The organism is Acinetobacter sp. NIPH 1852 (genome assembly GCF_022549455.1).
Lineage (GTDB): Bacteria > Pseudomonadota > Gammaproteobacteria > Pseudomonadales > Moraxellaceae > Acinetobacter.
In genome coordinates, this window is the sequence record NZ_JAKZGG010000015.1 from 42930 (window position 1) to 68965 (window position 26036).

At 42.2% G+C, this 26036-nt stretch carries 26 protein-coding genes and 2 tRNA genes; 5 read left to right on the forward strand and 23 right to left on the reverse strand.

The annotated features are described in order from the left end of the window. Positions 1-86 precede the first annotated feature (86 nt). The 7 genes from MMO38_RS12345 to guaA all read right to left on the reverse strand — a co-directional run bounded on the left by MMO38_RS12345 (position 87) and on the right by guaA (position 7267). The gene (locus MMO38_RS12345; protein WP_005194571.1) at positions 87-485 is read right to left on the reverse strand and encodes an OsmC family protein; all 399 of its coding nucleotides are present in this window, start codon (positions 483-485) and stop codon (positions 87-89) included. Then, positions 482-1429 carry a pirin family protein gene (locus MMO38_RS12350; RefSeq protein WP_241323722.1) on the reverse strand — a complete coding sequence of 316 codons (948 nt, stop codon included), beginning with the start codon at positions 1427-1429 and terminating at the stop codon, positions 482-484. The genes MMO38_RS12345 and MMO38_RS12350 overlap by 4 nt, the downstream gene beginning before the upstream one ends. A gap of 154 nt (positions 1430-1583) precedes the next feature. Next, on the reverse strand, positions 1584-2075 hold the full coding sequence (locus MMO38_RS12355) for a flavin reductase (protein ID WP_241323723.1): 492 nt from the start codon (positions 2073-2075) through the stop codon (positions 1584-1586). A gap of 159 nt (positions 2076-2234) precedes the next feature. Next, positions 2235-3263: a methionine synthase gene (locus MMO38_RS12360; RefSeq protein WP_004668092.1), complete on the reverse strand. Its 1029-nt coding sequence runs from the start codon at positions 3261-3263 to the stop codon at positions 2235-2237. Positions 3264-3290: 27 nt separating this feature from the next. After that, positions 3291-4292, reverse strand: coding sequence for a DUF1852 domain-containing protein (locus MMO38_RS12365; protein ID WP_241323724.1), 1002 nt, complete (start codon positions 4290-4292; stop codon positions 3291-3293). Positions 4293-4569: 277 nt separating this feature from the next. After that, positions 4570-5487, reverse strand: a complete 918-nt coding sequence (locus tag MMO38_RS12370) for a restriction endonuclease (protein ID WP_241323725.1) — start codon at positions 5485-5487, stop codon at positions 4570-4572. 211 nt (positions 5488-5698) lie between these two features. Next, on the reverse strand, positions 5699-7267 hold the full coding sequence (guaA, locus tag MMO38_RS12375) for a glutamine-hydrolyzing GMP synthase (RefSeq protein WP_034594860.1): 1569 nt from the start codon (positions 7265-7267) through the stop codon (positions 5699-5701). Between the two features lie 459 nt (positions 7268-7726). Here guaA and MMO38_RS12380 point away from each other — a divergent pair, with 459 nt between their 5' ends. Then, positions 7727-8953 carry a DUF445 family protein gene (locus tag MMO38_RS12380; RefSeq protein WP_241323749.1) on the forward strand — a complete coding sequence of 409 codons (1227 nt, stop codon included), beginning with the start codon at positions 7727-7729 and terminating at the stop codon, positions 8951-8953. A 50-nt stretch (positions 8954-9003) separates the two neighbouring features. Here MMO38_RS12380 and MMO38_RS12385 read toward each other — a convergent pair whose 3' ends face one another. Beyond that, positions 9004-9372, reverse strand: a complete 369-nt coding sequence (locus MMO38_RS12385) for a NirD/YgiW/YdeI family stress tolerance protein (protein WP_241323726.1) — start codon at positions 9370-9372, stop codon at positions 9004-9006. 131 nt (positions 9373-9503) lie between these two features. Then, a complete protein-coding gene (locus MMO38_RS12390; protein ID WP_241323727.1) occupies positions 9504-9926 on the reverse strand; it encodes a DoxX family protein in 423 nt (140 codons plus the stop codon). A 231-nt stretch (positions 9927-10157) separates the two neighbouring features. Between MMO38_RS12390 and MMO38_RS12395 the strand changes: the two genes are divergently transcribed. After that, positions 10158-10793, forward strand: coding sequence for a DedA family protein (locus MMO38_RS12395; protein ID WP_004668083.1), 636 nt, complete (start codon positions 10158-10160; stop codon positions 10791-10793). A gap of 22 nt (positions 10794-10815) precedes the next feature. Here the strand turns inward: MMO38_RS12395 and MMO38_RS12400 are convergent, their stop codons facing one another. The 5 genes from MMO38_RS12400 to MMO38_RS12420 all read right to left on the reverse strand — a co-directional run bounded on the left by MMO38_RS12400 (position 10816) and on the right by MMO38_RS12420 (position 13652). Next, positions 10816-11406, reverse strand: a complete 591-nt coding sequence (locus MMO38_RS12400; protein ID WP_004668082.1) for a LysE family transporter — start codon at positions 11404-11406, stop codon at positions 10816-10818. A 208-nt stretch (positions 11407-11614) separates the two neighbouring features. Next, positions 11615-12007: a hypothetical protein gene (locus tag MMO38_RS12405; RefSeq protein WP_004668081.1), complete on the reverse strand. Its 393-nt coding sequence runs from the start codon at positions 12005-12007 to the stop codon at positions 11615-11617. Between the two features lie 9 nt (positions 12008-12016). Continuing rightward, entirely contained in the window at positions 12017-12859 is an 843-nt protein-coding gene (locus MMO38_RS12410; RefSeq protein WP_241323728.1) for a ParA family protein, read from the reverse strand. 82 nt (positions 12860-12941) lie between these two features. Then, complete coding sequence (locus MMO38_RS12415) at positions 12942-13334, reverse strand: SirB2 family protein (protein ID WP_241323729.1); 393 nt, start codon at positions 13332-13334, stop codon at positions 12942-12944. A gap of 9 nt (positions 13335-13343) precedes the next feature. Beyond that, positions 13344-13652: a BolA family protein gene (locus tag MMO38_RS12420; RefSeq protein ID WP_004668077.1), complete on the reverse strand. Its 309-nt coding sequence runs from the start codon at positions 13650-13652 to the stop codon at positions 13344-13346. Between the two features lie 189 nt (positions 13653-13841). Between MMO38_RS12420 and MMO38_RS12425 the strand changes: the two genes are divergently transcribed. Together MMO38_RS12425 and MMO38_RS12430 are read left to right on the forward strand one after the other, a co-directional pair. Beyond that, positions 13842-13914 (forward strand) — tRNA-Gly (locus tag MMO38_RS12425). Positions 13915-13955: 41 nt separating this feature from the next. Next, positions 13956-14031, forward strand: a tRNA-Gly gene (locus MMO38_RS12430). A gap of 48 nt (positions 14032-14079) precedes the next feature. Here MMO38_RS12430 and MMO38_RS12435 read toward each other — a convergent pair. From MMO38_RS12435 to MMO38_RS12470, 8 genes are all read right to left on the reverse strand, one after another. Further along, positions 14080-14538 (reverse strand): GNAT family N-acetyltransferase, encoded by a 459-nt coding sequence (locus tag MMO38_RS12435; RefSeq protein WP_241323730.1) that lies wholly within the window; start codon positions 14536-14538, stop codon positions 14080-14082. Positions 14539-14720: 182 nt separating this feature from the next. Further along, entirely contained in the window at positions 14721-16082 is a 1362-nt protein-coding gene (locus tag MMO38_RS12440) for an MFS transporter (RefSeq protein ID WP_241323731.1), read from the reverse strand. 121 nt (positions 16083-16203) lie between these two features. Beyond that, entirely contained in the window at positions 16204-17229 is a 1026-nt protein-coding gene (locus MMO38_RS12445) for an enoyl-CoA hydratase/isomerase family protein (protein WP_241323732.1), read from the reverse strand. A gap of 12 nt (positions 17230-17241) precedes the next feature. Next, complete coding sequence (locus MMO38_RS12450) at positions 17242-18015, reverse strand: enoyl-CoA hydratase (RefSeq protein WP_241323733.1); 774 nt, start codon at positions 18013-18015, stop codon at positions 17242-17244. Between the two features lie 21 nt (positions 18016-18036). Continuing rightward, the gene (locus MMO38_RS12455) at positions 18037-19164 is read right to left on the reverse strand and encodes an acyl-CoA dehydrogenase family protein (protein ID WP_241323734.1); all 1128 of its coding nucleotides are present in this window, start codon (positions 19162-19164) and stop codon (positions 18037-18039) included. Between the two features lie 11 nt (positions 19165-19175). Then, on the reverse strand, positions 19176-20825 hold the full coding sequence (locus MMO38_RS12460; RefSeq protein ID WP_241323735.1) for an AMP-binding protein: 1650 nt from the start codon (positions 20823-20825) through the stop codon (positions 19176-19178). A 90-nt stretch (positions 20826-20915) separates the two neighbouring features. Further along, the gene (gene mmsB / locus MMO38_RS12465) at positions 20916-21806 is read right to left on the reverse strand and encodes a 3-hydroxyisobutyrate dehydrogenase (protein ID WP_241323736.1); all 891 of its coding nucleotides are present in this window, start codon (positions 21804-21806) and stop codon (positions 20916-20918) included. Between the two features lie 11 nt (positions 21807-21817). Continuing rightward, entirely contained in the window at positions 21818-23335 is a 1518-nt protein-coding gene (locus MMO38_RS12470) for a CoA-acylating methylmalonate-semialdehyde dehydrogenase (protein WP_241323737.1), read from the reverse strand. Between the two features lie 166 nt (positions 23336-23501). Between MMO38_RS12470 and MMO38_RS12475 the strand changes: the two genes are divergently transcribed. Beyond that, the gene (locus MMO38_RS12475) at positions 23502-24383 is read left to right on the forward strand and encodes a LysR family transcriptional regulator (protein ID WP_004668017.1); all 882 of its coding nucleotides are present in this window, start codon (positions 23502-23504) and stop codon (positions 24381-24383) included. A 73-nt stretch (positions 24384-24456) separates the two neighbouring features. On the opposite strand, the gene MMO38_RS12480 is transcribed toward MMO38_RS12475, so the two are convergent. After that, a complete protein-coding gene (locus tag MMO38_RS12480; protein ID WP_241323738.1) occupies positions 24457-25890 on the reverse strand; it encodes an amino acid permease in 1434 nt (477 codons plus the stop codon). Positions 25891-26036: the final 146 nt, after the last annotated feature.

Consider the following 26036-nt stretch of genomic DNA (forward strand, 5'->3'; position numbering starts at 1 on the left):
CTTTTTTGCTGTGTGATTGCTGTTTTGATCCCTCTAACAATCACACTTAGAATTATGTTTTGCCCAAGCACAATAGCACTTTAGTCTTAAAGAATCACGGTCTCTATGTCTAAACTGCGTAACAAAGTTTTAGTCACTGGTGTTTTGCTACAGACATTGAGAAGCTTTTCTTTTAAGTCTTGTGAAATAGGTTGCGTAAAGATTACGCGGCGCTGTATTTTTTCCTGTTGTTCGCGATTAGTATGAAAATCGACCTCAACTTGAAAATCACCCAACTCCATTTCCTTGTGTTTGGCATACATCCGCAAGGTAATCATGGTACATGATGCCAAACTCGCGGTGAGGAAATCATAAGGTGCGGGGCCAGTATCGTGTCCGCCAGCAGCTTCTGGCTTATCGGTGAGAAATTGATGTGTACCACTCGTCACCTCACCTTTCCACGGTGCTGCCAAAGTCTGTACTTTTGCACTTGCAATCACACTCATTTCGACGCCCTCATTTGATCAGGTAATACTGGTGCTTCTAAGCGTTTGCCTTGATAATCAGCAATCTCGCCAAAGCGTGCATCATGGTTAACCCAGTCTTGACGTGCTTGTTTCAAATCATCCATGGTACGTGCAACAAAATTCCACCACAGTAAAATAGGTGACTCAAAGGGTTCACCGCCAATCAATAACACACGATGACCTTTTGTCAGCTCCACTGATATTTCAGTTAAACCTTTTTCCAAGACCACCATATTGTCTATGTTTAGCTCATGACCATTGACGCAAGCCGTTCCCTCAAGTGCCATAAAGGCATATTCAAACTCTGGGTTTAACGGAATACGTGTTTTCGTATCGGCTTGGGCGGTGAGATCTACACCCACCAAAGGGGTATGCACTTTCACAGGTGATAACGTTTCTAAAAAGTCACCGACCAACACCGTAAACTCAACTTGGTCTTTGGTGACCACAGGCAATTCTGGATAATGTTCAAAGTTCGGTTCCATATCACGCTTATCATCTGGCAATGCAATCCAGAGCTGTGCCGCATGCATTTTGGTTTCAGTATCAGGGGCAACTTCAGTATGCGAAATCCCACGCCCTGCCGTCATTAAATTGACCTGTTTTGGGCGAATCAACTGTTTTGAACCCAGACTATCGGTATGCATCATGGTGCCTTCAATCATCCATGTAAATGTCTGCAAACCAATATGTGGATGTGGCCCCACATCTAAACCATCCCCTGCAGGGAACGTCACAGGCCCAGCATGATCAAGGAAACACCAAGCGCCGACTAAGCGTTTATGTCGACTTGGCAAAGCACGTTTAATCACGGTCCCCTTACCAATTTCAGCCGAACGAATTGTAAAATCTTGAATAAATTGATTGATATAAGTTTCGCAGTCTTTTGAATCAGAAATATCGTAATCGTTGTTATTGCTCATGATATCGCTCTCTTTTTTACCTATGCTATTGCAATGAGTTGTTTTATTGATCTTAACAATACACACATCAATCAATATAGTCTTTTAGTAATACGCAGAGTGTCATGAATGAGATAATCCATTTTTAGAGGGCACAAGAGAATACACAATGGGGTTAAGCGATTTCTATCTGCCCCACTTGATGATAAGCACGATTGAAATAAACTAAGCTTTGATCGTGCTGACTTTGTTGAATCGCAACAATAGGACAAATAAAAATAGTGTGCGTTCCGACTTGTTGAATTTGCTCAATCTCACAATCAAAACTCACCAAAGCATCATTTAAAACGGGTGCACCAGTTTCCAATTCTGTCCAAATCCCATGTTTAAATCGTTCTTCTGGACCTAACTTAGACGAAAATACTTTGGAAACATGCTCATGCTGCGCGCCTAACACATTCACGGTTAAAATTTTGTTTTCTACAAAATGAACATGTGAGCTAGACGCTTGATTCATACAGACCAACAATGTCGGCGGCGTATCTGTAACACTACACACGGCAGATGCAGTAAATCCATAACGACCAGATAAGCCTGCCGTAGTCACGACACTAATTGCACTGGTTAACAAAGACATTGCATTTCTAAAGTCTGTTGCTTCAATCATCACATTGTTCCTAAATTGCACCTTAGTTTTGAGATTTAGTGATACCAAGCTATTCCGTCACGCAAGCACTTCATCTTTATGGAGTGGGATGAGCAGTTTGATCATGAAAAAATCCAATCAAACTGCCTCATCCCTTTACACATACGATTTTGGTAAGTATTAAGCAGAAAGTTCTCTACGGATGATTTCAGCACCTGCACTTAAAGCATTGAGCTTGCCTCTTGCGACTTCACGCGCTAAAGGTGCCATGCCACAGTTCGTCGATGGATAGAGCTTGTCAGCATCAACAAACTGAAGCGCTTTGCGTAAGGTATCGGCAACTTGTTCAGGTGTTTCAACTTGATTCGTTGCCACATCGATCGCACCCACCATCACTTTCTTGCCTCGAATCAACTCAATCAGATCCATTGGCACACGTGAGTTTTGGCATTCTAACGAAACGATATCAATCTTGGATTTTTGCAGCTTTGGGAATGCTTCTTCATATTGACGCCACTCTGAACCGAGTGTCTTTTTCCAATCGGTATTGGCTTTGATGCCATAGCCATAGCAAATATGAACGGCAGTTTCACACTTAAGACCTTCGAGTGCTCTTTCTAAGGTGGCAACACCCCAATCATTCACTTCATCAAAGAAAACATTAAATGCTGGCTCATCAAACTGAATGATATCTACACCTGCGGCTTCTAACTCTCTCGCTTCTTGATTAAGAATTTTGGCAAATTCCCAAGCGAGTTTTTCACGGCTTTTGTAGTGACCATCATAAAGCGTATCAATCATGGTCATCGGACCAGGCAACGCCCATTTGATCGGTTGCTTGGTTTGCTGACGTAAAAATTTAGCATCTTCAACAAAAACAGGTTTTTGACGACTTACAGCACCCACAACTGACGGTACACTCGCATCATAACGATCACGGATTCGAACGGTTTCACGTTTTTCAAAATCTACACCGTCAAGGTGTTCAATAAAAGTGGTGACAAAATGCTGACGGGTTTGTTCACCATCGCTAACGATGTCAATGCCTGCATGCTGCTGTTCTTGCAACGACAAACGTAACGCATCTTGTTTGCCGTGAATCAGTTCTTCATCTTGCAACTTCCAAGGTGACCAAAGCTTTTCTGGTTCTGCAAGCCAAGATGGTTTTGGTAAGCTGCCAGCTGTTGAAGTCGGTAATAATATTTTCATCGTCAATCATCTTCTCAATATGAATAGTTAAACAGCAGCACAGTTTTGATCAGCATAGTTCTTCGCCCACTGCTCAAGAATCTTCTGATAGGGTTTGATGAACTGCTCTTCAACGAATTTGCCTTGTTCAATCGCCAATCGGCTACGCTCTTCTCGGTCATACACAATGCGAGTAAGTGAATAATCTTGGTTCTTCAAACTCGGTTGATAAGATGTTCCTGCCGCAGCGTTAGCATTGTAAATCTCAGGACGATAAATCTTTTGGAAGCTTTCCATGGTACTGATCGTGCTGATCAACTCAAGATTGGTGTAATCACTTAACAAATCACCAGAGAAATAGAAAGCCAAAGGTGCAACACTATTTGGCGGCATAAAGTAGCGAACTTTTAAGCCCATTTTTTGGAAATACTCATCAGTTAAAGAGTATTCATCTTGCAGGTATTCGACACCCAAAACTGGATGTTGATTATCACTACGGCGATAAACTTTACTGCTTGAAACACTGAGGCAGATCACAGGCTGTTTTTTGAAGTTTGCTTTGTAAGTATCAGAACTAATAAAGCTCTTAAATAAGTTGCCGTGTAGATCACCAAAGTTTTCTGGTGTTTTAAATTCAGACTGATTTTTATTATGATCAAGCAATACCACACTAAAATCATAATCACGTACGTAAGAAGAAAAATTATTCCCGACAATGCCTTCAATGCGCTGATTGGTTTTTTTATCAACGATATTGGTTTTCAATATTTCAATCAAAGGCAGTGCATTTGTATTGCTTTCAGCATCAATTTTCATTTCAACGGAAATAATTTCAAGTTCGACAGAATAGCGATCGCTATTTGGGTTATCCCAATGTGCCAAAGTATTGAAACGATTGTCGATCATTTTTAAAGTATTGCGTAAATTTTCTTGACGACTTTCGCCTCTAGCCAAATTCGCAAAGTTGGTGGTAATGCGAGTATTGTCTGAAGGGCGATAGTCTTCATCGAAACGAATACTCTTAAGCGTAAATTTAAATTCTTTACTCATTGATCTGACACCCTAATTTCCGTGATAAATCTAATTTCTTTATGATGTGATTTATACCCGATTCACAACATGAATAAAAATGATTTAGTTTCATAGAAAAGTGAGTGAAATTCATCTTTATGAATTTATTATTTATTAACAATATCTTGTGTAAATGTAGAGCCGCTTAGATTTGTGATCAAGGGTATAATTAAACAGGTTTCATGTTTGAAGTGATGGGGCTGATCTTTTTTTGTTTTGTGAATCTAAGAATAATAAAAAGACGCTTTTGGCGTCTTTAAAAGTTATCTTCATCAAACCGGTCTTGATCTATTTTATAAATTTGAAAACTTCGTTCTATTTGCACCCCTAACCCAAACTCGATCATCAATGAGGTTAATTTGTCACCATCAATTAACACAATTCCTGATTTCTTAGCTGATTCAACTGCTTCCTTACTAAAATTTGATGTGGTAATGAATACACCTTTCTTAGCAACCTGATCTGTCAAAGCACCTTTAAATTGTTGAATATCAGGTCGACCGACTGTATTTCCCCAACGCTTCGCCTGTATATAGATTTTATCTAATCCCAAACGATCTTCACTGATGATTCCATCAATACCACCATCACTTGTTTTACCTATTGCTTGTGCCGCATCTTGATGTGAACCGCCATAACCCATAGCAACAAGCAAATCTACAACTAATCGTTCAAAAAATGAAGGATGCTTTGCTTTTACAAGATTCAGCAAATCATCTTTCAAACTGGATAATAAAATTTCATTTATTCTTTGAAGTGACTCTTCGGGCGTTTCTAAATCAGATTTTCCTAACATAGAGGTGATTTGTTTATCGCCTTTAATATTTGGCGGCATTTTAAAATTACGGAAGCTTTCATATTGCATTAAAAAATCATTATCTATTTTATTTAATAACTCTAAATTTAACTTCTTAGCTTCCTCAGATAATTCACACAGTCCCCAATCTGGTTGAAAAATTAATCCTGCCTTAACTAAATATGTTTTCGCCCAGCCAACACGATCATAAAAAACCGTTCTTTTACCACTAGGAATCATCTTACTTAATTCTTCTGCCGTTAAATTTGACTGTTCAGCCAATAATTTTCCAGCATGACTAATTTGGATCGGTTGACTTTGTTTTTTTAAAACCTTTAATAACGGTAGCATCAATTCTTGATGGTTAGGTAAAGCCATACTTTTTCTCTTATAAATTTAATCTTTATCAATTATAAATCAAAAAAAGAGCACCTAAGCGCTCTTTTTTAAAGGTAATTTTATCTCGATGCGAAGATAGCTCTTAGCATAAAACTGGCATGAAGCGTTGCTTCATGAAACCCCGTACTGCCTCAGGCGTAGCCTTTAGCGTAAATTTGGCTAAAAGCTATCGCTTTTAGAAAGCTCAAATTTACTCCCATTCAATCGTTGCTGGTGGCTTAGATGACACGTCGTACACAACACGTGAAACATCTTTGATTTCGTTCATGATACGTGTTGAGATTTTATCAACCAAGTCATACGGTAAATGAGCAAAACGCGCTGTCATAAAGTCAACGGTTTCAACCGCACGAAGTGCAATTACCCATGCATAACGACGACCATCACCTACCACACCAACTGATTTTACAGGTTGGAATACCGCGAATGCTTGAGCAGTCTTGTCATACCAACCACTTGCACGAAGCTCTTGCATAAAGATGTCATCGGCAAGACGTAGAATATCTGCATATTCTTTTTTCACTTCACCCAAGATACGCACGCCCAAACCTGGACCTGGGAATGGATGACGATAAATCATGCTGTGTGGCAAACCAATGGTGGTTCCCAATTTACGTACTTCATCTTTGAACAAGTCACGTAATGGCTCAACCAATTCAAACTCTAAATCATCAGGTAAACCACCAACATTGTGGTGTGATTTAATGACGTGTGCTTTACCTTGTTTGCTCGCAGCAGATTCAATAACATCTGGGTAAATCGTACCTTGCGCCAAGAATTTCACGCCATCCAATTTACGCGCTTCTTCAGCGAAGACGGCAATAAATTCACGACCAATGATTTTACGTTTTTTCTCAGGATCAACTTCACCAGCCAATGCAGATAAGAAACGCTGTTCCGCATCGGCACGAATGACTCGAATCCCCATGTTTTCTGCGAACATTTGCATCACTTGATCACCTTCGTTTAAACGAAGCAGACCATTGTCTACAAATACGCAAGTTAATTGATCGCCAATCGCTTTGTGCAACAATGCAGCCACGACAGATGAATCGACACCACCAGATAAACCTAACAGAACTTTTTCATTACCAATTTGTTGGCGTAGTTGTTCGATACGCAAATCAATGATGTGTTCAGGTGTCCACAAACCACGGCAACCACAAATCTTGTGCACAAAGTTAGAAAGTAACTCAGCACCTTTAGCAGTATGCGTGACTTCAGGGTGGAACTGCACACCATAAAAACGGCGTGTTTCATCACTCACTGCAGCAAATGGACAGCTCGGCGTACTTGCTGTGACTTGGAAACCTTCAGGAATCGCACCGACTTTATCGCCATGGCTCATCCATACATGCAGTTGGTTTTCACGATCTTGCAAATGACCAATTAACTGATCACGCACCACAATATCAACTTCAGCATAGCCAAACTCATGAACTGTACCAGCTTCTACTTTTCCGCCCAGTTGTTCAGACATGGTTTGCAAACCATAGCAAATACCCAAAACTGGCACACCCAGCTCAAATACAACTTGAGGTGCACGTGGACTACCTTCTTGATGTACGCTTTCAGGGCCACCTGATAAAATAATCCCGTTTGGATTGAATGCACGAATGTCTTCTTCAGACATATCGAAGGCATACATTTCAGAGTAGACACCTGCTTCACGCACACGTCGTGCAATCAGCTGGCTATATTGAGAGCCGAAATCCAAGATAAGGATACGATCTTCAGTAATTTGAGTATTGGTCGTCATAGCTAAACATAAAAGCAAATGAAATAAGCGCCCTATTCTAACATTTTTCATGCTTTGGCGCACCGCAATTCATCACCTATCTTATTTTTTAGCGCTACTCATCAACGGCCGCTAATATTTAAATTAAATTTTTGCTGCACAACATCGAAAAAGAGAGCTAAATCAACAATTCTTGCCAATTCTGCTCAACACAAAGCAAAAATTGGTGCTAATATGATGAAGCGAAAATTTGCATTACCATGGAAAGGTATTCAATCGACGCCATCGTTTGCTTATTTTTTTGCGATTTCGATGTCCTTGAAAAAGGAAAACTAACAAAAGGGGACTCAAAGCCTAATACATACATGTATAGGCGAATCATCAACATCTATCCTCAAATATTTAACTCTTTATCTATGGCTTGCCCGATCACGAGCAACAATTAGGACTTGAAGGACCAATAAAATAATGTTTCAAGAAATGATTGCGGATTTTCAACAGAATTTCTGGTTATATATTTCCATCCCGTTTATTAGTGGCTTTATTGGTTATATAACCAAAGTCATTGCGGTTCAAATGATGTTCGGGCCACTTGAATTTAAAGGGCTTAGATTATTTGGCTTACCGCTGGGATGGCAAGGAATTGTACCCCGTAAAGCAGAAAAGATGGCAACCACAGCCGTAGAGCTGATGACCTCGAAGCTAATTAAACCTGAAGAAATTTTTGCCAGACTCGACCCAAAGCGTATCGCCCAAGAAATTGAAAAACCATTAATGGCGGCCGCAGAGGACATTACCCGTGAAGTAGCTCAACAGTATCAACCCGGCTTGTGGGAAGGTATGCCAGAGTTTGCACGTCAGAGATTGATTAAGCGAGTTCAAGCCAAAGCGCCTGAAATTGTTGAACATATCATGGGTGAAGTACAAAAAGATGTCACTAAGTACTTCGATATTAAGCACATGGTGGTCAACAATCTGCTTAAAGACAAACGCTTACTCAACGAAATCTTTAAAAAAGTCGGCAAACAAGAATTCAAATTCTTTAGTAATGTCGGCTTTATTTTTGGTTTCGGGATTGGTGTAATTCAGATGGTATGCTGGGTTGTGACCCAAGGTCAGTATCCATGGATGCTCCCATTATTTGGTGGTTTTGTCGGCTTTTTCAGTGACTGGATTGCTTTACAAATGATGTTTAGACCACTGCACCCGAAAAAAGTTATGGGTTTTACATTCCAAGGGCTTTTCATTAAGCGCCAAAATGAAGTCGCAGCCGATTACGCCGCTTTAATTTCAAAGCAGTTACTCACTTCTCGCAACATGATGGAAGAGCTTTTTTCTGGTACACACTCAGATAAAGTCATTGATCTGGTCAGTCGACATGTCAAACAAGAAATTGACTTACAAGCAGGCGTGGTTCGCCCTCTCGTGGTCTATGCGATTGGCGGTGAGAAGTATCAAAATATCAAAACAGAAGTAACTGAACGTATTTTGCAACAACTACCAGAAACAATGCGTTATGTAGAATCTTATGCTGAAGATGCAATGGATGTCCGCAATACGCTGGTCAAACGCATGCAACGACTCAGTCCTGAAGAATTTGAAGGTATGCTACGCCCCGCATTTAAAGAAGATGAATGGTCATTGATCATCGTGGGTGCGGTACTTGGTTTTATGGTGGGCGAGATGCAAATTCTCTTTATGCTCTAAATTTTTCCCAATCAAAAAAGGAAGCGCTCGCTTCCTTTTTTTATTTTTAATCAGTGCTGATGTTTCTCAATGCTAATCACTTCTATATCAGTCGGCTTATAACGATGGGTATCCACCTCACCCACGAGTCGTACATGATCACCGACCTTTAATCCTGCTTGACGCCAAATATCATCATCAATTTCAACACCAATCGTACCACTGGCATCTTTGAACTCATAGTGATCACTTTTGAGATGTTTAGTAATTTGACCCGTCAAGGTAACGCCTGTTTCATCTGCCATTTTTGCTGCCTGACTCACTGTCACGACATTCTTAGCGGCTTCTTGTACCAACACATGATCATCTTTACCTGCCCAAGCACCTGAAGACAATCCCAGTACAATCAAAAGCCCACAACTCACCATCATTCTTTTCATTTCAAATCCCGCTGTGTTTAACATCTTATGATCTAAGCAGAAATTTCGACTTTTGTTTGTAATCATCGGTAAAATTTATAGGTAAAAAAATAACCCTCACTGGTTTAAGTGAAGGTTATTTGCATCGATGATTATTTTTCAATGGCATGATCAAGACTAAAACGACCTGCGCCATGCAGCATCAGATAAAATAGACCGCCTGACATCGCTAAATTCTTCATAAAGTTAATTTGTTGTGCTTGATCATCGGCAGCATGAAAAAGAAATGCGGTCAAAATACTAAAGATCGCTAGGCCAAATGCAGCAAAACGTGCTTGGAAACCAAATAACAGTGCTAAACCACCACCAAGTTCAACCAAAATAGTCAGCGGCAACAATGCAGCAGGCACACCCATGGCTTCCATATAACCTGCGGTAGCACCATAGGCGGTAAGTTTCCCCCAACCTGCAAGAATAAAAATGAGCGCCATTAGAATACGAGCAATTAGCGCAACTGTGCTTTCTACACCAGACTGCGTTACGATATTTTTTACAACAACATTCGGATTTAACATGTTTTATTCCATGTGATTTTTTAAGATAAGAACAGTTTATGTATCTTTTATTTTGCAATAAACACTATATTTGTTCACGCATCGTTCTGTATTTGAAACAATGAGGGCTTTTTCATCTTGCGTAACCTCGTCTGTGACTCAAGTAAAGTTACCAATTAATTTGCTTTTTATACTGACATTCCACACATGCACTGTTAGGATTTAGCTCAAATTTATAGTGTTAACATTTTCATGGAACTCATTGATTTTATTCTGCACGTTGACGAGCACCTTTTAGAGTTTATCACCAATTATGGCGTATGGATCTATGCCATTTTGTTTCTCATTATTTTTGTCGAAACTGGCTTTGTAGTTATGCCATTTCTACCGGGTGATAGTTTACTTTTTGCAGCCGGTGCACTTGCCGCTTCAACAGGTGTCATGGATCCATGGGTATTAGGTGTGTTGCTGTTTATTGCGGCTGTATTAGGCGATACCGTCAATTATCATATTGGTCACTATATCGGCCCGCGTGTATTTGAAACTAATTCGCGTTTTATCAATAAACAGCACTTGTTTAAAACGCAGCAGTTTTTTGAACGTCACGGCGGAAAAACCATTATATTTGCCCGATTTATTCCATTCGCACGCACCTTTGCGCCCTTTGTTGCTGGTGCGGGTAGCATGAACTATAAATACTTCCTCACCTACAACGTCATAGGCGCTTTCTGCTGGATTTCCTCATTTATTACATTGGGTTATCTATTTGGTAACATGCCAATTGTGAAAGACAATTTCACCTTTTTGATTTTCGGCATCATTATTCTCAGTATTTTACCGGGTATTATCGGTTTTATTCGTCAAAGAATGAATCGTCGCAAAGCCTAGCCAGCTCTGCTACTACTTGAGTTTAAAAGAAACGAAATACCATCGGTAGCATACAAATCAGCAATAACATCGCCGATCCTTTATATAAATGGTCGGCTTTAATTCCAGCCAAACTTCCCGCCAACAAAGCACGTCCAAAGACCATCCAGAAAATAGAAACTGGAATCAATATCAACGTAAAAATCGTAAATACTAAAGCCGCATTTTGGACCGAATTCCATGTCTCAAGCGGAAAAATTCCTGCTGCCAACAGCACCGTTTTTGGGTTTTTTAAGGTCGATATAAATAACTGTGTCTTGCGTATATGTTGATGATGTTGAGAATGTTTTTGTAGATGAGAGCTTTTCCAAAGATGGAATGCCATCCAAAGCACGTAGAGTAAACCACCAACATGGAGAATCACCCCCAGCGCGGGCCAAATAGGTTCAAAAAGATGGATAAACAATGCCCATAAACTCACACCATATATATAGCCTAACCATTCTATAGGGATAAACGCGAGTGTTTTAGGTACACCTTGTTGGTGTGTTGCACTGGCAAGCATAGCATTGGTTGGACCGGGAATAAGTAACACCGCCAACATTGCCAAAACAAAAAACCAACTCTCTATCATATATATACCGAATGACTGTTCGTGGTCGCCACCTTAAACGAATTTAGGGGGAATAGACAAGTTTTAAGCGACTGCCTGAATAGACAAGATGAAGATAATAGCACGGGAAATAAATACAAATTATTGATTTTTATAATTTTCACTTGAAACATTTTGCTAAGATTTAGTTTTTATTGCCGTAGCGAACTACGGCAATAATCGCTAAAAACTATGATTTCGGTCGTGGTTTCACAATAATTGGACAGCCTTTAAACTGTGCTGCTTGCACAATTGCATCTTGCTGACCTAAAACTTTTGCGAGCTCAGTATTTTTGGTATTCATCGACTGGCCCATATTCACAGAAACTGATGGACCAAAGCCCCAACCGCTTTTGCCTCCCCAGCCACCACCAAGTCCCACGCCAACTCCGACACCAGTTCGTTTCGGCGTCTGTACACCATTGTCAATATAATGCTGAATACGGTTGTATTCCGCTTGTAGTTGTTGACAGTTTAAAGCTTGGTATTGTGTTGGCGAGACATAAGCGGGTTTAACCGTTGATGCACAAGCACCCAATAGCATACTCGCTGCCAAAACAGGCATCCAATATAAGCGTTTCATAACGTTCTCTTATTGCTTTGATTCAATCTCATTGAACAAGGTGACATAAGCAAGCGTCAACTTATGTTCAGATGCCAAATGAATCAAGGGTAGATTCTTTTGATGTGATTCTTTCATCAATACAGATGGGGGCAGCATGCTTGCTAACACAGGTAAACCTTCATCTTTTAACTGTTGAACCACTTCGCGCGGTAATTTTGCTTGAGCTTGGAATTGATTGACCACGATTCCTTCAATCTCCAAGCGATCATTATGATCATCTTGGGTTTCGAGCACATTTTCAATCAAAGTTTGTAACGCACGTTTTGAAAATACATCACAATCAAATGGAATCAACACACGTTGTGCTGAAATCAGCGCGGATAATGTAAAGAAATTAAATGCAGGAGGCGTATCAATATAAATACGGTCATAACGTGAACTTAACACCTGAATCGAATCACGTAACTTATAAATTTTATGCTTACTTTCCAAAGCATGTTCAAGCGCACCTAAACTTGGACTGGCAGGAATCACATCCAAATTTTCAAAAGATGTGCGATGAACATAACTGTCCAAACCTTTGCTGCGAGGCGCTTTAAGAATTGAGCCGATCGCATTGCCGATCAAGCCCTTTTGCTGTGTTGTCGCTAAAATATCGTCAAAGAAATTTTCAATGTTTGGCTCTAATGCGGCTTTGTCCGCAGAATATGTCGCATCTTCACCTAAAAGGTATTGGCTTGAATTTGCTTGTGGATCTAGATCAATCACCAAGGTTCTAAATCCTTGTTTAGCGCTAATCGCGGCTAAATTTACAGTGATACTTGACTTCCCCACACCACCTTTTTGGTTAAATACCACACGAGTTAACATGATTTCCCTCTACACGATTTTTTTTCAAATTGCACACAGTTTAACCTAGTGCCCCAACAATTACTAAAACAATGTCAGACAATTACCCAAAAACAGGCTTCATCATCACCAAGCCAAGAATCCCCACCAATGCAACTGCACCGATCAAAACACCGACGCGACGCTGCACCAATAAAATGCTGCTATCCTCTCGATACGTTTTAAGCATAGACGACCAAAGTACAAAAAATAGAATCACTTTGGCATAGAACCAAGACTGTATTTCAAAGTTATTCATCACCAGTAATATTGCGCCAGTAATGATGATCAGCGTCAGTGACAAGTGTTGTAAACCCACAAAACCTTTACGTACTTTAGGGCTAGGTTGTTGCTGTTGTGTCCCTACAAATAACGTTGCGGCGCGTGCAACAAAGACCAAAATCAACAGACTGACTGCTGACATATGAATAATCTTGGTGATTAAATGTGCATCCATAATCTATCCTTAAGGTTTTGGTGCATGTGCACATTCAGGGCTTGCGGGCGCTTGACCTTGCCACTCACTTGGCACATAGGCGTGAATGGCTAAAGCATGAATCTGTCCTGGACTCATCAGCTCAGCGGCAACTGCATAAATTTTTTGGTGGCGTTGTACCAAACGTAAGCCTTGGAACGCATCACTGACCACGATCACTTTAAAATGTGATTCTTTCCCAGGAAAATAACCACCATGTCCTGCCGACTCATTGATCACTTCAAGGTGGCTCGGAGCGAGGGTTTGTAAACGTTCAATCAACTGTTGTTCTAATTTCATCAGTCACTCTGTAGGTTCAGATTGAGGTAGTCCACTAGTATACATGAGCGTACCTTGAGTAAAACGCTTATACAAAATTTCGCTTTTTGCCTTTTAAAAGCATAGAAGTGCTTTTATTTTATGCAATTAATCATTTTCTTTGCATAAAATTATTGACCCTATTTTTGCATAATGTATTATACACGGCATGCGGGAATAGCTCAGTTGGTAGAGCATAACCTTGCCAAGGTTGGGGTCGGGAGTTCGAGTCTCCTTTCCCGCTCAAATTTTTTAGTGTAAGTTTTAGAAAAAACTGCTCAATAAGCGGGAATAGCTCAGTTGGTAGAGCATAACCTTGCCAAGGTTGGGGTCGGGAGTTCGAGTCTCCTTTCCCGCTCCAGATTCAAAAAAAGCCCTAGTCGAAAGATTAGGGCTTTTTTCTTATCTTTTAAGCAAGATTGCCAGCTAGCCTTAATTGCATTTTAAAGCCGACTAACTTTTCATATTCGTAGATCTCTTCCAGAATGATAAAGTTTTTACGCTCATAAAATTTTTTCGCAGTGAGTGTAGATTCAAGCGTAATTTTATCGAGTTGGTGAGAAAGAGAAATGATGAAATCAATCATTGCACTTCCGATGCCATCGCCTTGATAATCAGGCAGAACATAATTTAGAAGGATGACTCCACCTTTAGACATCAAAATAAAACCTACAATCTTATTGCCCTTTTTATACACATACGAATAAGAGCTGTTTATCCAGTGAATGATATTTTCTTCAGTTTTATTTGATAACCATTCATCAATAACATTTTGATTACCTTGATGATCTAGAGAGCAGGACACTATACTTTTTTTGATAACATTTAAGATTACTTTTGCATCTTGCTGTTGAGCAATTTCAATCATATTCAAACCTCAAAACAACGATTAGCAATAAATGGTAGTTCTATAGATTATCATCTAGCATAATTTATGTCCGTGACTATAGCTAAAGTTAGATTGGGTGTTCGAGTCTTCTTTCCCGCTCCAGATTCAAGAAAAGCCCTAGTCGAAAGATTAGGGCTTTTTTCTGTCTATACATCTATTCGCTATGATTGTTCAGTGATTTTGGTTTTCAAATCTAAATCTTCTGATTGCATATACGCACCATCCGCTCGATAAACTCGATCTCGTGGCATAAAGGTAGTGGCGACAATCGCCACCAGCGCCATCGAGCCAATATAAATCATAATCAGATAAGGATTCCCACCTCCGACGCTCAATAATTTAGTGGCGATTAATGGTGCGATTCCCCCACCCAATACGCCTGCTAATTGCACTGAGATCGAGATACCACTGTAACGAATTTCAGCAGGGAACTGACGTGCAAATAGTTGTGCTTGTGGTGCGTACATAATTGGGAAAACCACACCGATTGCCAAAACAATTGCAGTCCAGACCAATACAGGATCTTTGGTGTTTAACATACTAAAGAATGGATAGCTAAACAGTGCCAACACACATAAGCCAAACATAAACATATTGCGCTGACCAACTTTATCTGACAGATGTCCACACAGCGGTGTCATAAACAAAATTACCGCTGCACCACAGATGGTGGCAAATAAAATATCTTGTCGTGGAATCCCCAATTGGGCCGTGGTATATGCCAAAGTAAAAGTGGAGGCAATATAGAACCATGCATTTTCGGCCGCACGTGCCACGATAATAGTAATGAGTTGTTTAGGATGACGCTTAAACACTTGTAATGCAGGGACTTTGACTTGTTCGGCTTGCTGTTTTACTTTTTCAAAGTCAGGTGATTCAGGCACTTTGACACGGATATACCACCCCACACCGAGTAAAACAATGCTCGCTAGGAAAGGAATACGCCACCCCCAACTAAACAATGCTTGTTCAGGAAGCAAGGACACAAGCCCAAGTGCAATTGAGGCCAGCATCAAACCACCACCTGTACTGGCTTGAGGCAAACTGCCCCAAAAACCCTTTTTGCCTTCAGGTGCATGTTCAACTGCCATGAGTACAGCTCCGCCCCACTCGCCACCCATCGCCATACCTTGAACAAAGCGTAAGATCACCAAGCAAACCGCAGCCCAATAGCCTATTGTTTCATAAGTCGGTAACAGCCCGATCAGAATCGTTGGAATACCCATGAGCATCAGGGTCAGTAACAACATGGATTTACGACCGATCTTGTCACCAAAATGTCCAAATACTAAACCACCTAACGGTCGTCCAATGAAACCAACCGCATAAGTACCAAATGCAGCCAACACACCTGTCAGTGGATCAAGATTTGGGAAAAATAACTTATTAAAAATCAGCGCTGCTGCCGCGCCATAGATAAAAAAGTCATACCACTCAATGGTGGTGCCGACCATGCTAGAAATCCCTGCCAATCGATGTGACGACTTTTTAGGGGCTGAACCGTTTCCATTTACTGTTTGCATCACAATTTTCCTTTCTTGGATCTTCTTGTTTTTGCGTTTTGATGCTTATGGGCAACCCTGACCATAAGCATTTCAAATCCCGCTGTCTTTCTGTGCGCTTTTTTATTTTTTTATAATGTGTTTAGCTAAGTTTTTCTAAAATTTGCTCCAGTTCAGGGTTGGCTTTCTTCCATTGAGGTTGTTTGTCTTTATCAACAATCAGCGCACGTACCCCTTCAATAAAGTCGCCATGCTCAAACCAAATATCCTGCAAATCACGCTCAAGTTGCATACATTGCTCTAATGAAAGCCCACGCCCTAAATGTTGCAGTTTTAAACTGGTTTGTTTGGCGACAAAAGAACGTTGTTGCAGAAGATGGAGCATTTTGTTTGCCCACGGTTGTAGCTGCTCGTCTTGTTCATTTGCAAGACTCTGTTCAATCTCATCCAAATGTTGAAAACCAAAATGTTTACGAATCGCTGCCGCCAATTGTTTTAATTCACTTTCAACAGGACGCGTAATAAAACGGCTGACAATTTGTTCTATGTGTTCTTTGCTCAAATCTGACGCATCGATCAGTGCATCTTGCAGCGCTTGTAACTTCTCGCTCGGTAAGTGATAGTCGATCAAATCCAGATAGAGTGCATCACTACTACTGATTTGCTCGCCCGTGATCGCCATATACACACCAATATCATCCAGTCTGGACAGGAAATGCGTTGCCCCAACATCTGGGAAAAAACCAATCGCTGTTTCAGGCATGGCAAAGCGTGATTTCTCACTACTCACAATAATGTGACAAGCTTGCGCTAAGCCAAAACCACCACCGAGTACATAACCATCCAACAGCACCATGACCGGTTTTTGGTAGTCACGGATGGTGGTGAGCATCTGATATTCGGCACTAAAATAGCCTTGATGATCAGTTGTTCCCTGTTTATAGCTGTCATACAGATAGCGAATATCGCCACCTGCACAAAAAGCTTTTGGGCTATTCGATTTGATCAAAACCGCTTGGATAGAAGCATCATCTCGCCAAAGTTCGAGTTGTGCTCGAACCCCATCAATCATTTCAAGAGACAAAGCATTGAGATGGGTCACTCGATCCAATGTGATCATGCCAAGACCAGCTTGTTGCTCAATCATTAAGTGATTTTCTTTGTTCATTTTGTTGATCTCTTATTGATTTTTAAAATTTGCCTGCCGCTTTTCAACAAAAGCTTGCATGCCTTCTTTCTGATCCGCAGTGGCAAAAATAGAATGGAACATGCGTCGTTCAAATCGTAAACCCTCGGTCAGATTGACTTCGAATGCACGATTAATGGTTTCTTTCAGCATCATATTGGCGGTAAGTGATCGTGCCGCAATTTGTTCTGCTGCTTGTAAGGTTTGTTCGAGTAGGTCTTCTTTGTTGAATACACGTGCAACTAAACCACTTAGCTCCGCTTCTACTGCACCCATTTGTCGTGCGGTGAGGCACATTTCCATCGCTTTGGCTTTACCAATCGCATGGGTTAAACGTTGTGTACCACCGATCCCCGGAATCACACCTAAAGTGACTTCAGGTAAGCCGAACTTGGCATTGTCAGCGCAGTAGATAAAGTCACACATCAGAGCCAACTCACAACCGCCACCCAAAGCATAACCACTGACAGCAGCAATCAAAGGTTTACGGCGTTGAGCAATACGATCTGCGAGATGGAAAAAATCATCAAAATAAATATCAGGAAAATTCAACTCTGCCATTTCCTTAATATCCGCACCTGCTGCAAAGGCTTTTTCAGAACCCGCTAACACGATACACCCAATCTCACGATCTTTTTCTAGTTGATCGAGGGCTTGATTCACTTCACTGATCAATTCACTGTTTAGGGCATTCAACGCTTTAGGACGATTGAGGGTAATTAACCCAACACCATTACGCTTTTCCAATAAAATAGTTTGCCACTGCATCATTCATTCCTTGTTTTGGTTTTATAGGCTACGTGCGATCACTAAACGCTGAATGTCGCTAGTGCCTTCATAAATCTGACAAATTCGTGCATCACGGTAGATACGCTCAATCGGAAAATCTTTGAGATAGCCATAACCACCAAAGACTTGTAGCGCATTTGAGCAAACGCGCTCCGTCATTTCCGAGGCAAACAGTTTCGCCATGGATGCTTCATTCAAACAGGGTTGGCCTGCTTCTTTCAGACGTGCAGCATAATGAACTAGTTGTCGTGCAGCTTCGATCTCTGTTGCCATACTAGCAAGACGAAAGGCAATCGCTTGATGCTCAAAAATCGGTTTGCCAAAAGTCAGACGTTCTTTGGCATAGCGCGTCGCTTCTTCTAGTGCCGCTCGTGCTAAACCCACCGCTTGTGCAGCAATACCAATACGACCACCTTCCAAGTTCGCGAGTGCAATTTTTAGACCCTCGCCTTCTTTACCCAACATCAAACTTTTGTGCACACGAACATCAGTCAAGGCGATCTGACAGGTATCCGAAGCATGTAAACCTAATTTCTCTTCGACACGAATGACTTCATAACCTGACGTATCGCGCGGTACTAAAAAGGCACTGATGCCTTTTTTGCCTGCACTCGGATCAGTAACCGCAAACACAATAATCACCCCTGCATTATGACCCGAGGTAATAAACTGTTTCGCACCATTGAGAATGTAATCATCGCCATCTTTGACCGCGCGGGTTTTAAGCGCAGCAGCATCCGAACCGGTATGTGGTTCAGTTAGAGCAAATGCACCTATCATTTCACCTTGTGCTAAGGGCTTCAAAAAGCGTTCCTTTTGCTCGTCATTGCCAAATTTTAAAATCGGCACACAACCGACCGAGTTGTGCACGCTCATAATAGTCGAGGTCGCGCCATCCGCAGCAGCGACTTCTTCCAGTGCCAACACGTAAGCAAGATTGCCAGTATCAGATCCTCCCCATTGCTCTGGTACTAACATGCCCATAAAGCCGAGCTGCCCCATTTGCGCCAAAGCGGTTTTGGGAAAGGTGCCGTCTCGATCCCAATCACTGGCATACGGTCTGATTTGTTCTTGGGCGAAGCTTTTCGCCATGTCACGAATGAGTAATTGTTCTTCGGTCAACTGCATATTTTCGTCCTTTAACCTGCTTTCGCTTGTTGTTTCGCAATTTCCTGATTACGTAATAAAAAGCGCTGAATTTTGCCACTTGGTGTTTTCGGCAGTTCTGTCACAAATTCAACCAGACGTGGATAGGCATGCGCAGAAAGACGTTTTTTCACAAACTGGCTCAGCTCTTCAATCAATGTATTTGAAGGCTGAATGCCTGCCGCTAAAATCACAAAGGCTTTGACCAATTCAGTCCGATCTGGATCAGGTACACCAACCACAGCAGCTTCGATCACCGCATCGTGTTCGAGCAATGCACTTTCGACATCGAATGGCCCAATGCGATAGCCTGATGTGGTGATCACATCATCACTACGCCCGACAAAACTCATACTGCCATCGGCATGTAATTCAGCAGTATCGCCTGTTAAATAGTAATGACCAACAAAAGGTGATTTCCGACTTTCTTTATAGCCGCCAAACCACATCATCGGTGATTGGCTGATATCCACTGCTAATATTCCGGCGGTGTCTGGTGGGAGTTCTTCGCCTTGTTCATTGACCACCGCAACCCGATAACCCGGACTTGGAAAACCTGCCGCACCTGCACGAATTTCATGACTTAGACCGTGATGGTTACACACCACCATACCCACTTCAGTTTGCCCATAATGATCATAAATCGGCGCATCAAGTACCTGTTTAAACCAACGAATCACTTCTGGATTGAGCGGCTCACCTGCACTACTCACCACACGAAATTGACCATTTAACACTGCCATTTGCGCTGGATCGGCCGCCATCATCATCCGATAGGCCGTTGGTGCACCTGCTAAGTTGCTGATCTGATAATCTTTGACGATTTGACACAGACTGTCGGTGCTAAAACCACCTTCATAAAACAAAGTTGCATGACCCAAGAATAATGGTCCAGTAATCGCGTAGTACAAACCATACGCCCAACCCGGATCAGCAATATTCCAAAAGGCATCGTCTTCAGTTAGACCAATCGCATCTAGCATATAACGACCAAATGCAATCAAAGCTTTTAGCGGCACTTCGAGGGGTTTTGCAGGTCCAGTTGTGCCTGAAGTAAACATGAGTAAGAACGGGTCTTGGATATTGCGCATGACCAATTCACATTGATCAGACTGCTGATTCAGCTCATTCCAAAAGTTAAAATCACCCACTGTAAGTGGTGTGCCTTCAGCATCAGCAACCGTCACAATCGCAGGACATTGCTCAATCTCATCCAGCTTGCTGCGGTTTGCTAAGTCCGTCACCACTAACTTACTTTGTGCTAGCTGTATACGATGTTCAATGGCTTTAGGGCCAAAAGCCGTAAACAGTGGTTGATATACGGCTCCAATTCGCCATGCGGCTAAAATCGTCACGATCAGTTCAGGCGTTCTTGGCAATAATCCCGAAATACGATCGCCTGCCTGTACACCTTGTGATTTTAAAAAGTTGGCAAATTGACTGGACCACTGTTGTAATTGAGCAAAGGTGTATTGCTCCTTGCGTCCATCTTTGCCTTGCCAATACAAAGCCACTTTTTCACCGTCTACATGTCGGTCACAACACTCATAACACGCATTGAGTGCATCTAATGAACCTGACAGCATTTTTTTAGCTGTGCTTTCTAAATCAAAAGCTTGTGCGACATCTTTATAATTTAACATCTCTATTCCCTCAGTCTGGATTTGTAGTTATTCACGACAGAGTTTCATGATTCAAAGCCATCCTATGGCTTCGTGCTTATAGCTTGGTACTTAGACTTCTTCTGGAAGGTACTGCTGGATAATGCTGGAGAAATCCAAATGCGCATTTCCACGCATACACATCTGCTGATATAGCTGCTGCACCATACCGCCTAACAAAATAGGCTGTTTGACCTGACCTGCCGCTTCGACCGCCAGACCTAAATCTTTCAGCATCAGTTGTGTCGCAAAACCATCTTGGTAGCCACGAGAAGCAGGTGCATTTTCATTGATATGTGGCCACGGGTTACAGATCTCTGAACTCCAGCAACGACCACTTGAGGTGTTCACCACACCTGCCAATGCTTGCGGATCAATGCCAAGTTTCGCACCCAATGCCATGCCCTCTGCCACAGCAGCCATTGAGATTCCAAGGATTAAGTTATTGCAAATCTTGGCAATTTGCCCCGCACCGACCTCGCCACAATGGATGACATTTTTACCCATATGGCTGAGCACAGGTTTGACTTCCTCAAAGGTCTGATCATTAGCACCCACCATAAAAGTTAGGGTGCCCGCTTGCGCACCAATAGTGCCACCCGACACAGGCGCATCACAGATGTGAATATTTTTACTTTGTGCAAGCGCGGCGATATCTTTGATAGTCTGTGGATCAATGGTACTGCTGTCTATACACAAAGCACCTGCTTTCAAGACCTCCAACACACCATCTTCACCGAGATAAACCTCTTTAACATGCTTTGCTGCTGGTAACATGGTGATCACCACATCTGCATGTTTAGCTGCGGCTTGTGGACTGTCACAAACGATGCCACCCGCGTCAGCGAAGTGCTGATTTGCCACGTCACTGAGGTCATAACCATAGACGGTAAGCCCTGCTTTGAGCAGGTTATGGGCCATTCTGCCGCCCATATTTCCGAGACCGATAAAGGCGATATTCATCCGTGATCCCCTTAACGTAAACTAATGGTGGTGTTTACACTGCCCACTTCGTGGCTGTCTTCGAACCAACGACTGGTAATGGTTTTGGTTTGGGTATAGAACTGTACAGCTTGCTTACCGTATGGTCCCAAATCGCCCAGTTTTGAACCACGCGAACCTGTAAAGCTAAAGAATGGCACAGGTACAGGAATTGGAATATTGATCCCAACTTGACCAATATCAATTAAGTTTTGGAAAGTCCGTGCTGTGGCACCACTTTGAGTAAATAAACCGACACCGTTGCCAAATGGATTGGCATTGATCAGCTCAATCGCTTGCTCCAAAGTGTCTACAGCAATAATTGCGAGCACTGGTCCAAAGATTTCTTCTTTGTAGATGCGCATGTCAGTGGTCACGCCATTAAAAATGGTCGCACCAACAAAGTTACCTGATTCATAACCTTTAACTTGCACATCACGACCATCGAGTAACAGCTCTGCGCCTTGCTCGACACCGCTATTAATCAAGTCAATCACGCGTGCTTTGGCGCGTTGAGAAATCACAGGACCAATGTCTGTATTCGGCTCATGCCCCGCATTCACGGTTAAAGTTTTGGCTTTTTCAACCAACTCTTGAACCCATTGCTTGCTCTCACCGACCATCACCGCAACCGATAGCGCCATACAACGCTGTCCTGCTGCACCGAAAGCCGCACCAACCAAGGCATTGAGGGTTTGTTCTTTGTTGGCATCTGGCATCACCACCACATGGTTTTTCGCACCCATCATCGATTGCACACGTTTGCCATGTTGTCCTGCGAGGTTATACACATGGGTACCCACCGCAGTTGAACCGACAAATGAAATCGCTTTAATATGATGATGCGTGCAGAGACGATCCACCACTTCTTTGCCGCCATGTACCACATTCAGTACACCTGCTGGCACACCGGCCTGAATCGCAAGTTCAACCAACATCATGGTGCTTAAAGGATCTTGTTCAGAGGGTTTCAATACAAAGGTATTGCCACAGACGATTGCCATTGGGAACATCCACAATGGAATCATGGCTGGGAAGTTAAATGGGGTAATACCTGCACAAACACCTAACGGTTGTTGCAAGGTATAAGTATCAACCCCACGCGCGACACCTTCGATGTACTCACCCATTTGCAGTGTACCGACGGAACACGCATGCTCAACCACTTCTAAGCCACGTTGAATATCACCTTCAGCATCCGCTAAAGTTTTACCCTGTTCAGCGGTAAGTACCTGTGCAATTTCTTTCATGTTGGCACGAATCAAATCTTGCAACTTGAGCATGATGCGCATACGTGCCTGAATCGGGGTTTGACGCCAAGTCGCAAAAGCATCTTGTGCAGCTTGAATGGCAGCATCCACTTCCTGAATCGTCGCAAAAGGCACACGACCAATTACCTCCTGAGTTGCAGGATTGACGATGTCTTGCCATTGCTGTGTTTCAGATTCGATGAATTGTCCGTTAATGAGTAATTTAGCGGTTTCCAATTCGATTTTTTGGATTGTATTCATAACCTCTCCATAGGCACTATTTTTATTGTGTTCAGATGTTCGAAAATAGCGATTCGTCGTATTTTCTTTTTTTAACCATTGGTTGAGACTAACAAACAAATCTTTGACCACCAATGCAAATTAATGCACGATTGGTGTGCAAATATGCACAAGGGATGCAATAACAATGAAAGTGGATTGGGATCATCTGCAATTTTTTTTGGTTCTGGCACGAACCAAGACCTTGACCAGTGCTGCACGTATCATTGGTGTCGAACACAGTACCGTGGCACGGCGTATTCAGGCTTTGGAACAAGCTTTAGGCACCACACTCTTTAAACGTGAAGCTACTGGCTATGAACTGACCTTTGAGGGTTTGGCGCTTGTTCCGCAGGTTGAACAAATGGAACAAGCGTTCTTACAAATCGAAAAACCACATCAACCGTTGCAAGGTCGTGTGCGAATTGGCACACCTGAAGGCTTTGGTACGGCATTCCTTGCACGTCTGTTAGCCGAGTTTTCGATTCGATATCCACTGCTGACCATTGACCTCATTCCTGTGCCGAAAATGATTAAGCTTTCACATCGTGAAGCCGATATCGTGGTATCGATTGAGCGCCCCACCTCTGGCCCTTATATCATCACGCGCTTATCAGATTACTGTTTAAAAATTTATGGCAGCAAAAATTATCTATCGCAAAACCCACCGATCCGTCGGCTGGAGGATTTAACCCAACATCGTTTTGTGAATTACATTGATGATCTGGTGTATAGCCCTGAATTGTATTGCCTAGAACGCTTACCCTTAAAACTGAATGCGAACTTTCGCAGCAGCAGTATTTTGGCGCAACAGATTGCGGTGAGTGCAGGTGCAGGGTTGGCGATTTTACCCAAATTTTTGGCAGACGACAAAGCTGAGCTTGAAGAAGTTTTAGAGCAACAGGTTCGCTTTAACCATACCTTTTGGATGCTGACTTTTGTTGATTTACAGCATGAACCACGAATTAAACTGGTTTGGGATTATTTGCGTAAACAAGCTGATCAATATCAGCATTTGCTCATTGATTAACGATTTAAATGGCAGATAAAAAAAGAGCCAATCCTTTAGGATCAGCTCTTTTAGGTATCGTTTGATACCTAAATTATGCCAACTCTCGTTGCAGTTTTCGCATCCGTGGTTTGTACACGAACTGGTAGGTCACAGCTAAAATCAGCAACCAAACTGGACTGACATAGAGTGCTTTTAAAGTATCTGGTTCAAGTGCCAAAATCACCAAGGCAAACAGCAAGAATGCAATCACCAGATAAGACATCCAAACCCCACCCGGCATTTTAAAATTCGATTGCAAGTGTAACTCAGGGCGTAATTTACGGTAGCGGATATAGCACACCATAATCAGGCTCCAAACACTGATAAATAAAATCACACACAGTGCGCTCGCCAAAGTAAAGGCTTCCAGCGTATTCGGTACAAAGTACTGTAGCACCGCACCGCCCATGATAAAAACACAAGAGAAAAATAAGCCATTGGCAGGTACGGCTTTTTTCGACAATCGCCCTAATGCCGCAGGCGCTTGACCATCTTTAGATAAACCAAACAACATCCGACTGGTCGAGAACACGCCACTATTCATGGATGACATCACCGAAGAGAGCACCACTAAATTCATAATAATCGCAGAGGTGACAATCCCTGCATTCATAAATAACTCCACGAATGGGCTTTTATCCGCACGGATACTGTCCCAAGGCGTGACCGCCATCACCACCAACAGTGCCAAGACATAGAACAAGATGATCCGAATCGGAATGGCATTAATGGCTTTCGGGAGGTTCTTATGCGGATCTTTGGTTTCAGCCGCAGTGGTTCCAACCAGCTCCACCCCAACAAAGGCAAACACCGCAATTTGGAACCCTGCTAAAAAGCCATCCAAACCTTTGGGGAACATGCCACCATGTGACCAGACATTACTTAACGATGCCACAGCACCTTCAGGCGCTTGGAAATGACTAAAAATCATATAACCGCCGACACCAATCAAGCCGATAATCGCGAGAATCTTAATCAAGGCAAACCAAAACTCGATCTCACCAAATAAGCGTACTGTCAGCAAGTTAAGACCTAGTACAAACAGCACACAACCTGCACTAATCAAGGCTTGCCCCATCGGCGTAAATGACACACCTTCAGGTAACCAGAAACCCAGATAATTGATCACCGCAGCTAGATCTGCTATCCCAACCAGCACCCAACCGAGCCAATAGGTCCAACCGATGTAATACCCTGCCCATGGTCCAATCAGATCATGTGCCATATCCACGAAAGATTTATACTGTAAATTGGCAAGCAATAACTCACCAAGTCCACGCATCAGAAAAAAGAACATCGTCCCGATGATGATGTAAATAAAAAGAATCGAGGGACCTGCCAGAGAAATGGTTTTGCCTGAACCCATAAATAGTCCAGTGCCGATCGCACCACCAATGGCAATCATTTGTAAATGACGATTGGAAAGCTTGCGTTGCAAATCGTTTGGTGCGTGTTGATCTTCTGAATGCTGTTGCGTAACCGTCATAAAAAGTTCCCTTTTTCTTATTCCTGTATGAGCCAGCCTTTTTATTTTGTTGCGTTGATTCGCTCTCTGTTAAAATGGCTGGCGCATATTCATTGCAAGAAAATACGCATCTGCTGCTGTTTTATCTACAATAAATACGTTACTTT

Bases quoted from the DNA above. Each gene is read 5' to 3' on its own strand.
- MMO38_RS12420 (WP_004668077.1), bottom strand. From the start codon at position 13,652: ATGAAATTAGAACAACAGTTGATTGAACGTTTACAAACCCTCGCTCCG.
- MMO38_RS12440 (WP_241323731.1), bottom strand. From the start codon at position 16,082: ATGCAAACAGTAAATGGAAACGGTTCAGCCCCTAAAAAGTCGTCACAT.
- MMO38_RS12470 (WP_241323737.1), bottom strand. From the start codon at position 23,335: ATGAATACAATCCAAAAAATCGAATTGGAAACCGCTAAATTACTCATT.
- MMO38_RS12355 (WP_241323723.1), bottom strand. From the start codon at position 2,075: ATGATTGAAGCAACAGACTTTAGAAATGCAATGTCTTTGTTAACCAGT.
- MMO38_RS12345 (WP_005194571.1), bottom strand. From the start codon at position 485: ATGAGTGTGATTGCAAGTGCAAAAGTACAGACTTTGGCAGCACCGTGG.
- MMO38_RS12360 (WP_004668092.1), bottom strand. From the start codon at position 3,263: ATGAAAATATTATTACCGACTTCAACAGCTGGCAGCTTACCAAAACCA.
- MMO38_RS12385 (WP_241323726.1), bottom strand. From the start codon at position 9,372: ATGAAAAGAATGATGGTGAGTTGTGGGCTTTTGATTGTACTGGGATTG.
- MMO38_RS12350 (WP_241323722.1), bottom strand. From the start codon at position 1,429: ATGAGCAATAACAACGATTACGATATTTCTGATTCAAAAGACTGCGAA.
- mmsB (WP_241323736.1), bottom strand. From the start codon at position 21,806: ATGAATATCGCCTTTATCGGTCTCGGAAATATGGGCGGCAGAATGGCC.
- MMO38_RS12450 (WP_241323733.1), bottom strand. From the start codon at position 18,015: ATGCAGTGGCAAACTATTTTATTGGAAAAGCGTAATGGTGTTGGGTTA.
- MMO38_RS12400 (WP_004668082.1), bottom strand. From the start codon at position 11,406: ATGATAGAGAGTTGGTTTTTTGTTTTGGCAATGTTGGCGGTGTTACTT.
- MMO38_RS12405 (WP_004668081.1), bottom strand. From the start codon at position 12,007: ATGAAACGCTTATATTGGATGCCTGTTTTGGCAGCGAGTATGCTATTG.
- MMO38_RS12365 (WP_241323724.1), bottom strand. From the start codon at position 4,292: ATGAGTAAAGAATTTAAATTTACGCTTAAGAGTATTCGTTTCGATGAA.
- MMO38_RS12380 (WP_241323749.1), top strand. From the start codon at position 7,727: ATGATTGCGGATTTTCAACAGAATTTCTGGTTATATATTTCCATCCCG.
- MMO38_RS12460 (WP_241323735.1), bottom strand. From the start codon at position 20,825: ATGTTAAATTATAAAGATGTCGCACAAGCTTTTGATTTAGAAAGCACA.
- MMO38_RS12435 (WP_241323730.1), bottom strand. From the start codon at position 14,538: ATGATTGAAATTGCTCAACAGCAAGATGCAAAAGTAATCTTAAATGTT.
- MMO38_RS12475 (WP_004668017.1), top strand. From the start codon at position 23,502: ATGAAAGTGGATTGGGATCATCTGCAATTTTTTTTGGTTCTGGCACGA.
- MMO38_RS12480 (WP_241323738.1), bottom strand. From the start codon at position 25,890: ATGACGGTTACGCAACAGCATTCAGAAGATCAACACGCACCAAACGAT.
- MMO38_RS12410 (WP_241323728.1), bottom strand. From the start codon at position 12,859: ATGTTAACTCGTGTGGTATTTAACCAAAAAGGTGGTGTGGGGAAGTCA.
- MMO38_RS12415 (WP_241323729.1), bottom strand. From the start codon at position 13,334: ATGGATGCACATTTAATCACCAAGATTATTCATATGTCAGCAGTCAGT.
- guaA (WP_034594860.1), bottom strand. From the start codon at position 7,267: ATGACGACCAATACTCAAATTACTGAAGATCGTATCCTTATCTTGGAT.
- MMO38_RS12455 (WP_241323734.1), bottom strand. From the start codon at position 19,164: ATGCAGTTGACCGAAGAACAATTACTCATTCGTGACATGGCGAAAAGC.
- MMO38_RS12445 (WP_241323732.1), bottom strand. From the start codon at position 17,229: ATGAACAAAGAAAATCACTTAATGATTGAGCAACAAGCTGGTCTTGGC.
- MMO38_RS12395 (WP_004668083.1), top strand. From the start codon at position 10,158: ATGGAACTCATTGATTTTATTCTGCACGTTGACGAGCACCTTTTAGAG.
- MMO38_RS12370 (WP_241323725.1), bottom strand. From the start codon at position 5,487: ATGGCTTTACCTAACCATCAAGAATTGATGCTACCGTTATTAAAGGTT.
- MMO38_RS12390 (WP_241323727.1), bottom strand. From the start codon at position 9,926: ATGTTAAATCCGAATGTTGTTGTAAAAAATATCGTAACGCAGTCTGGT.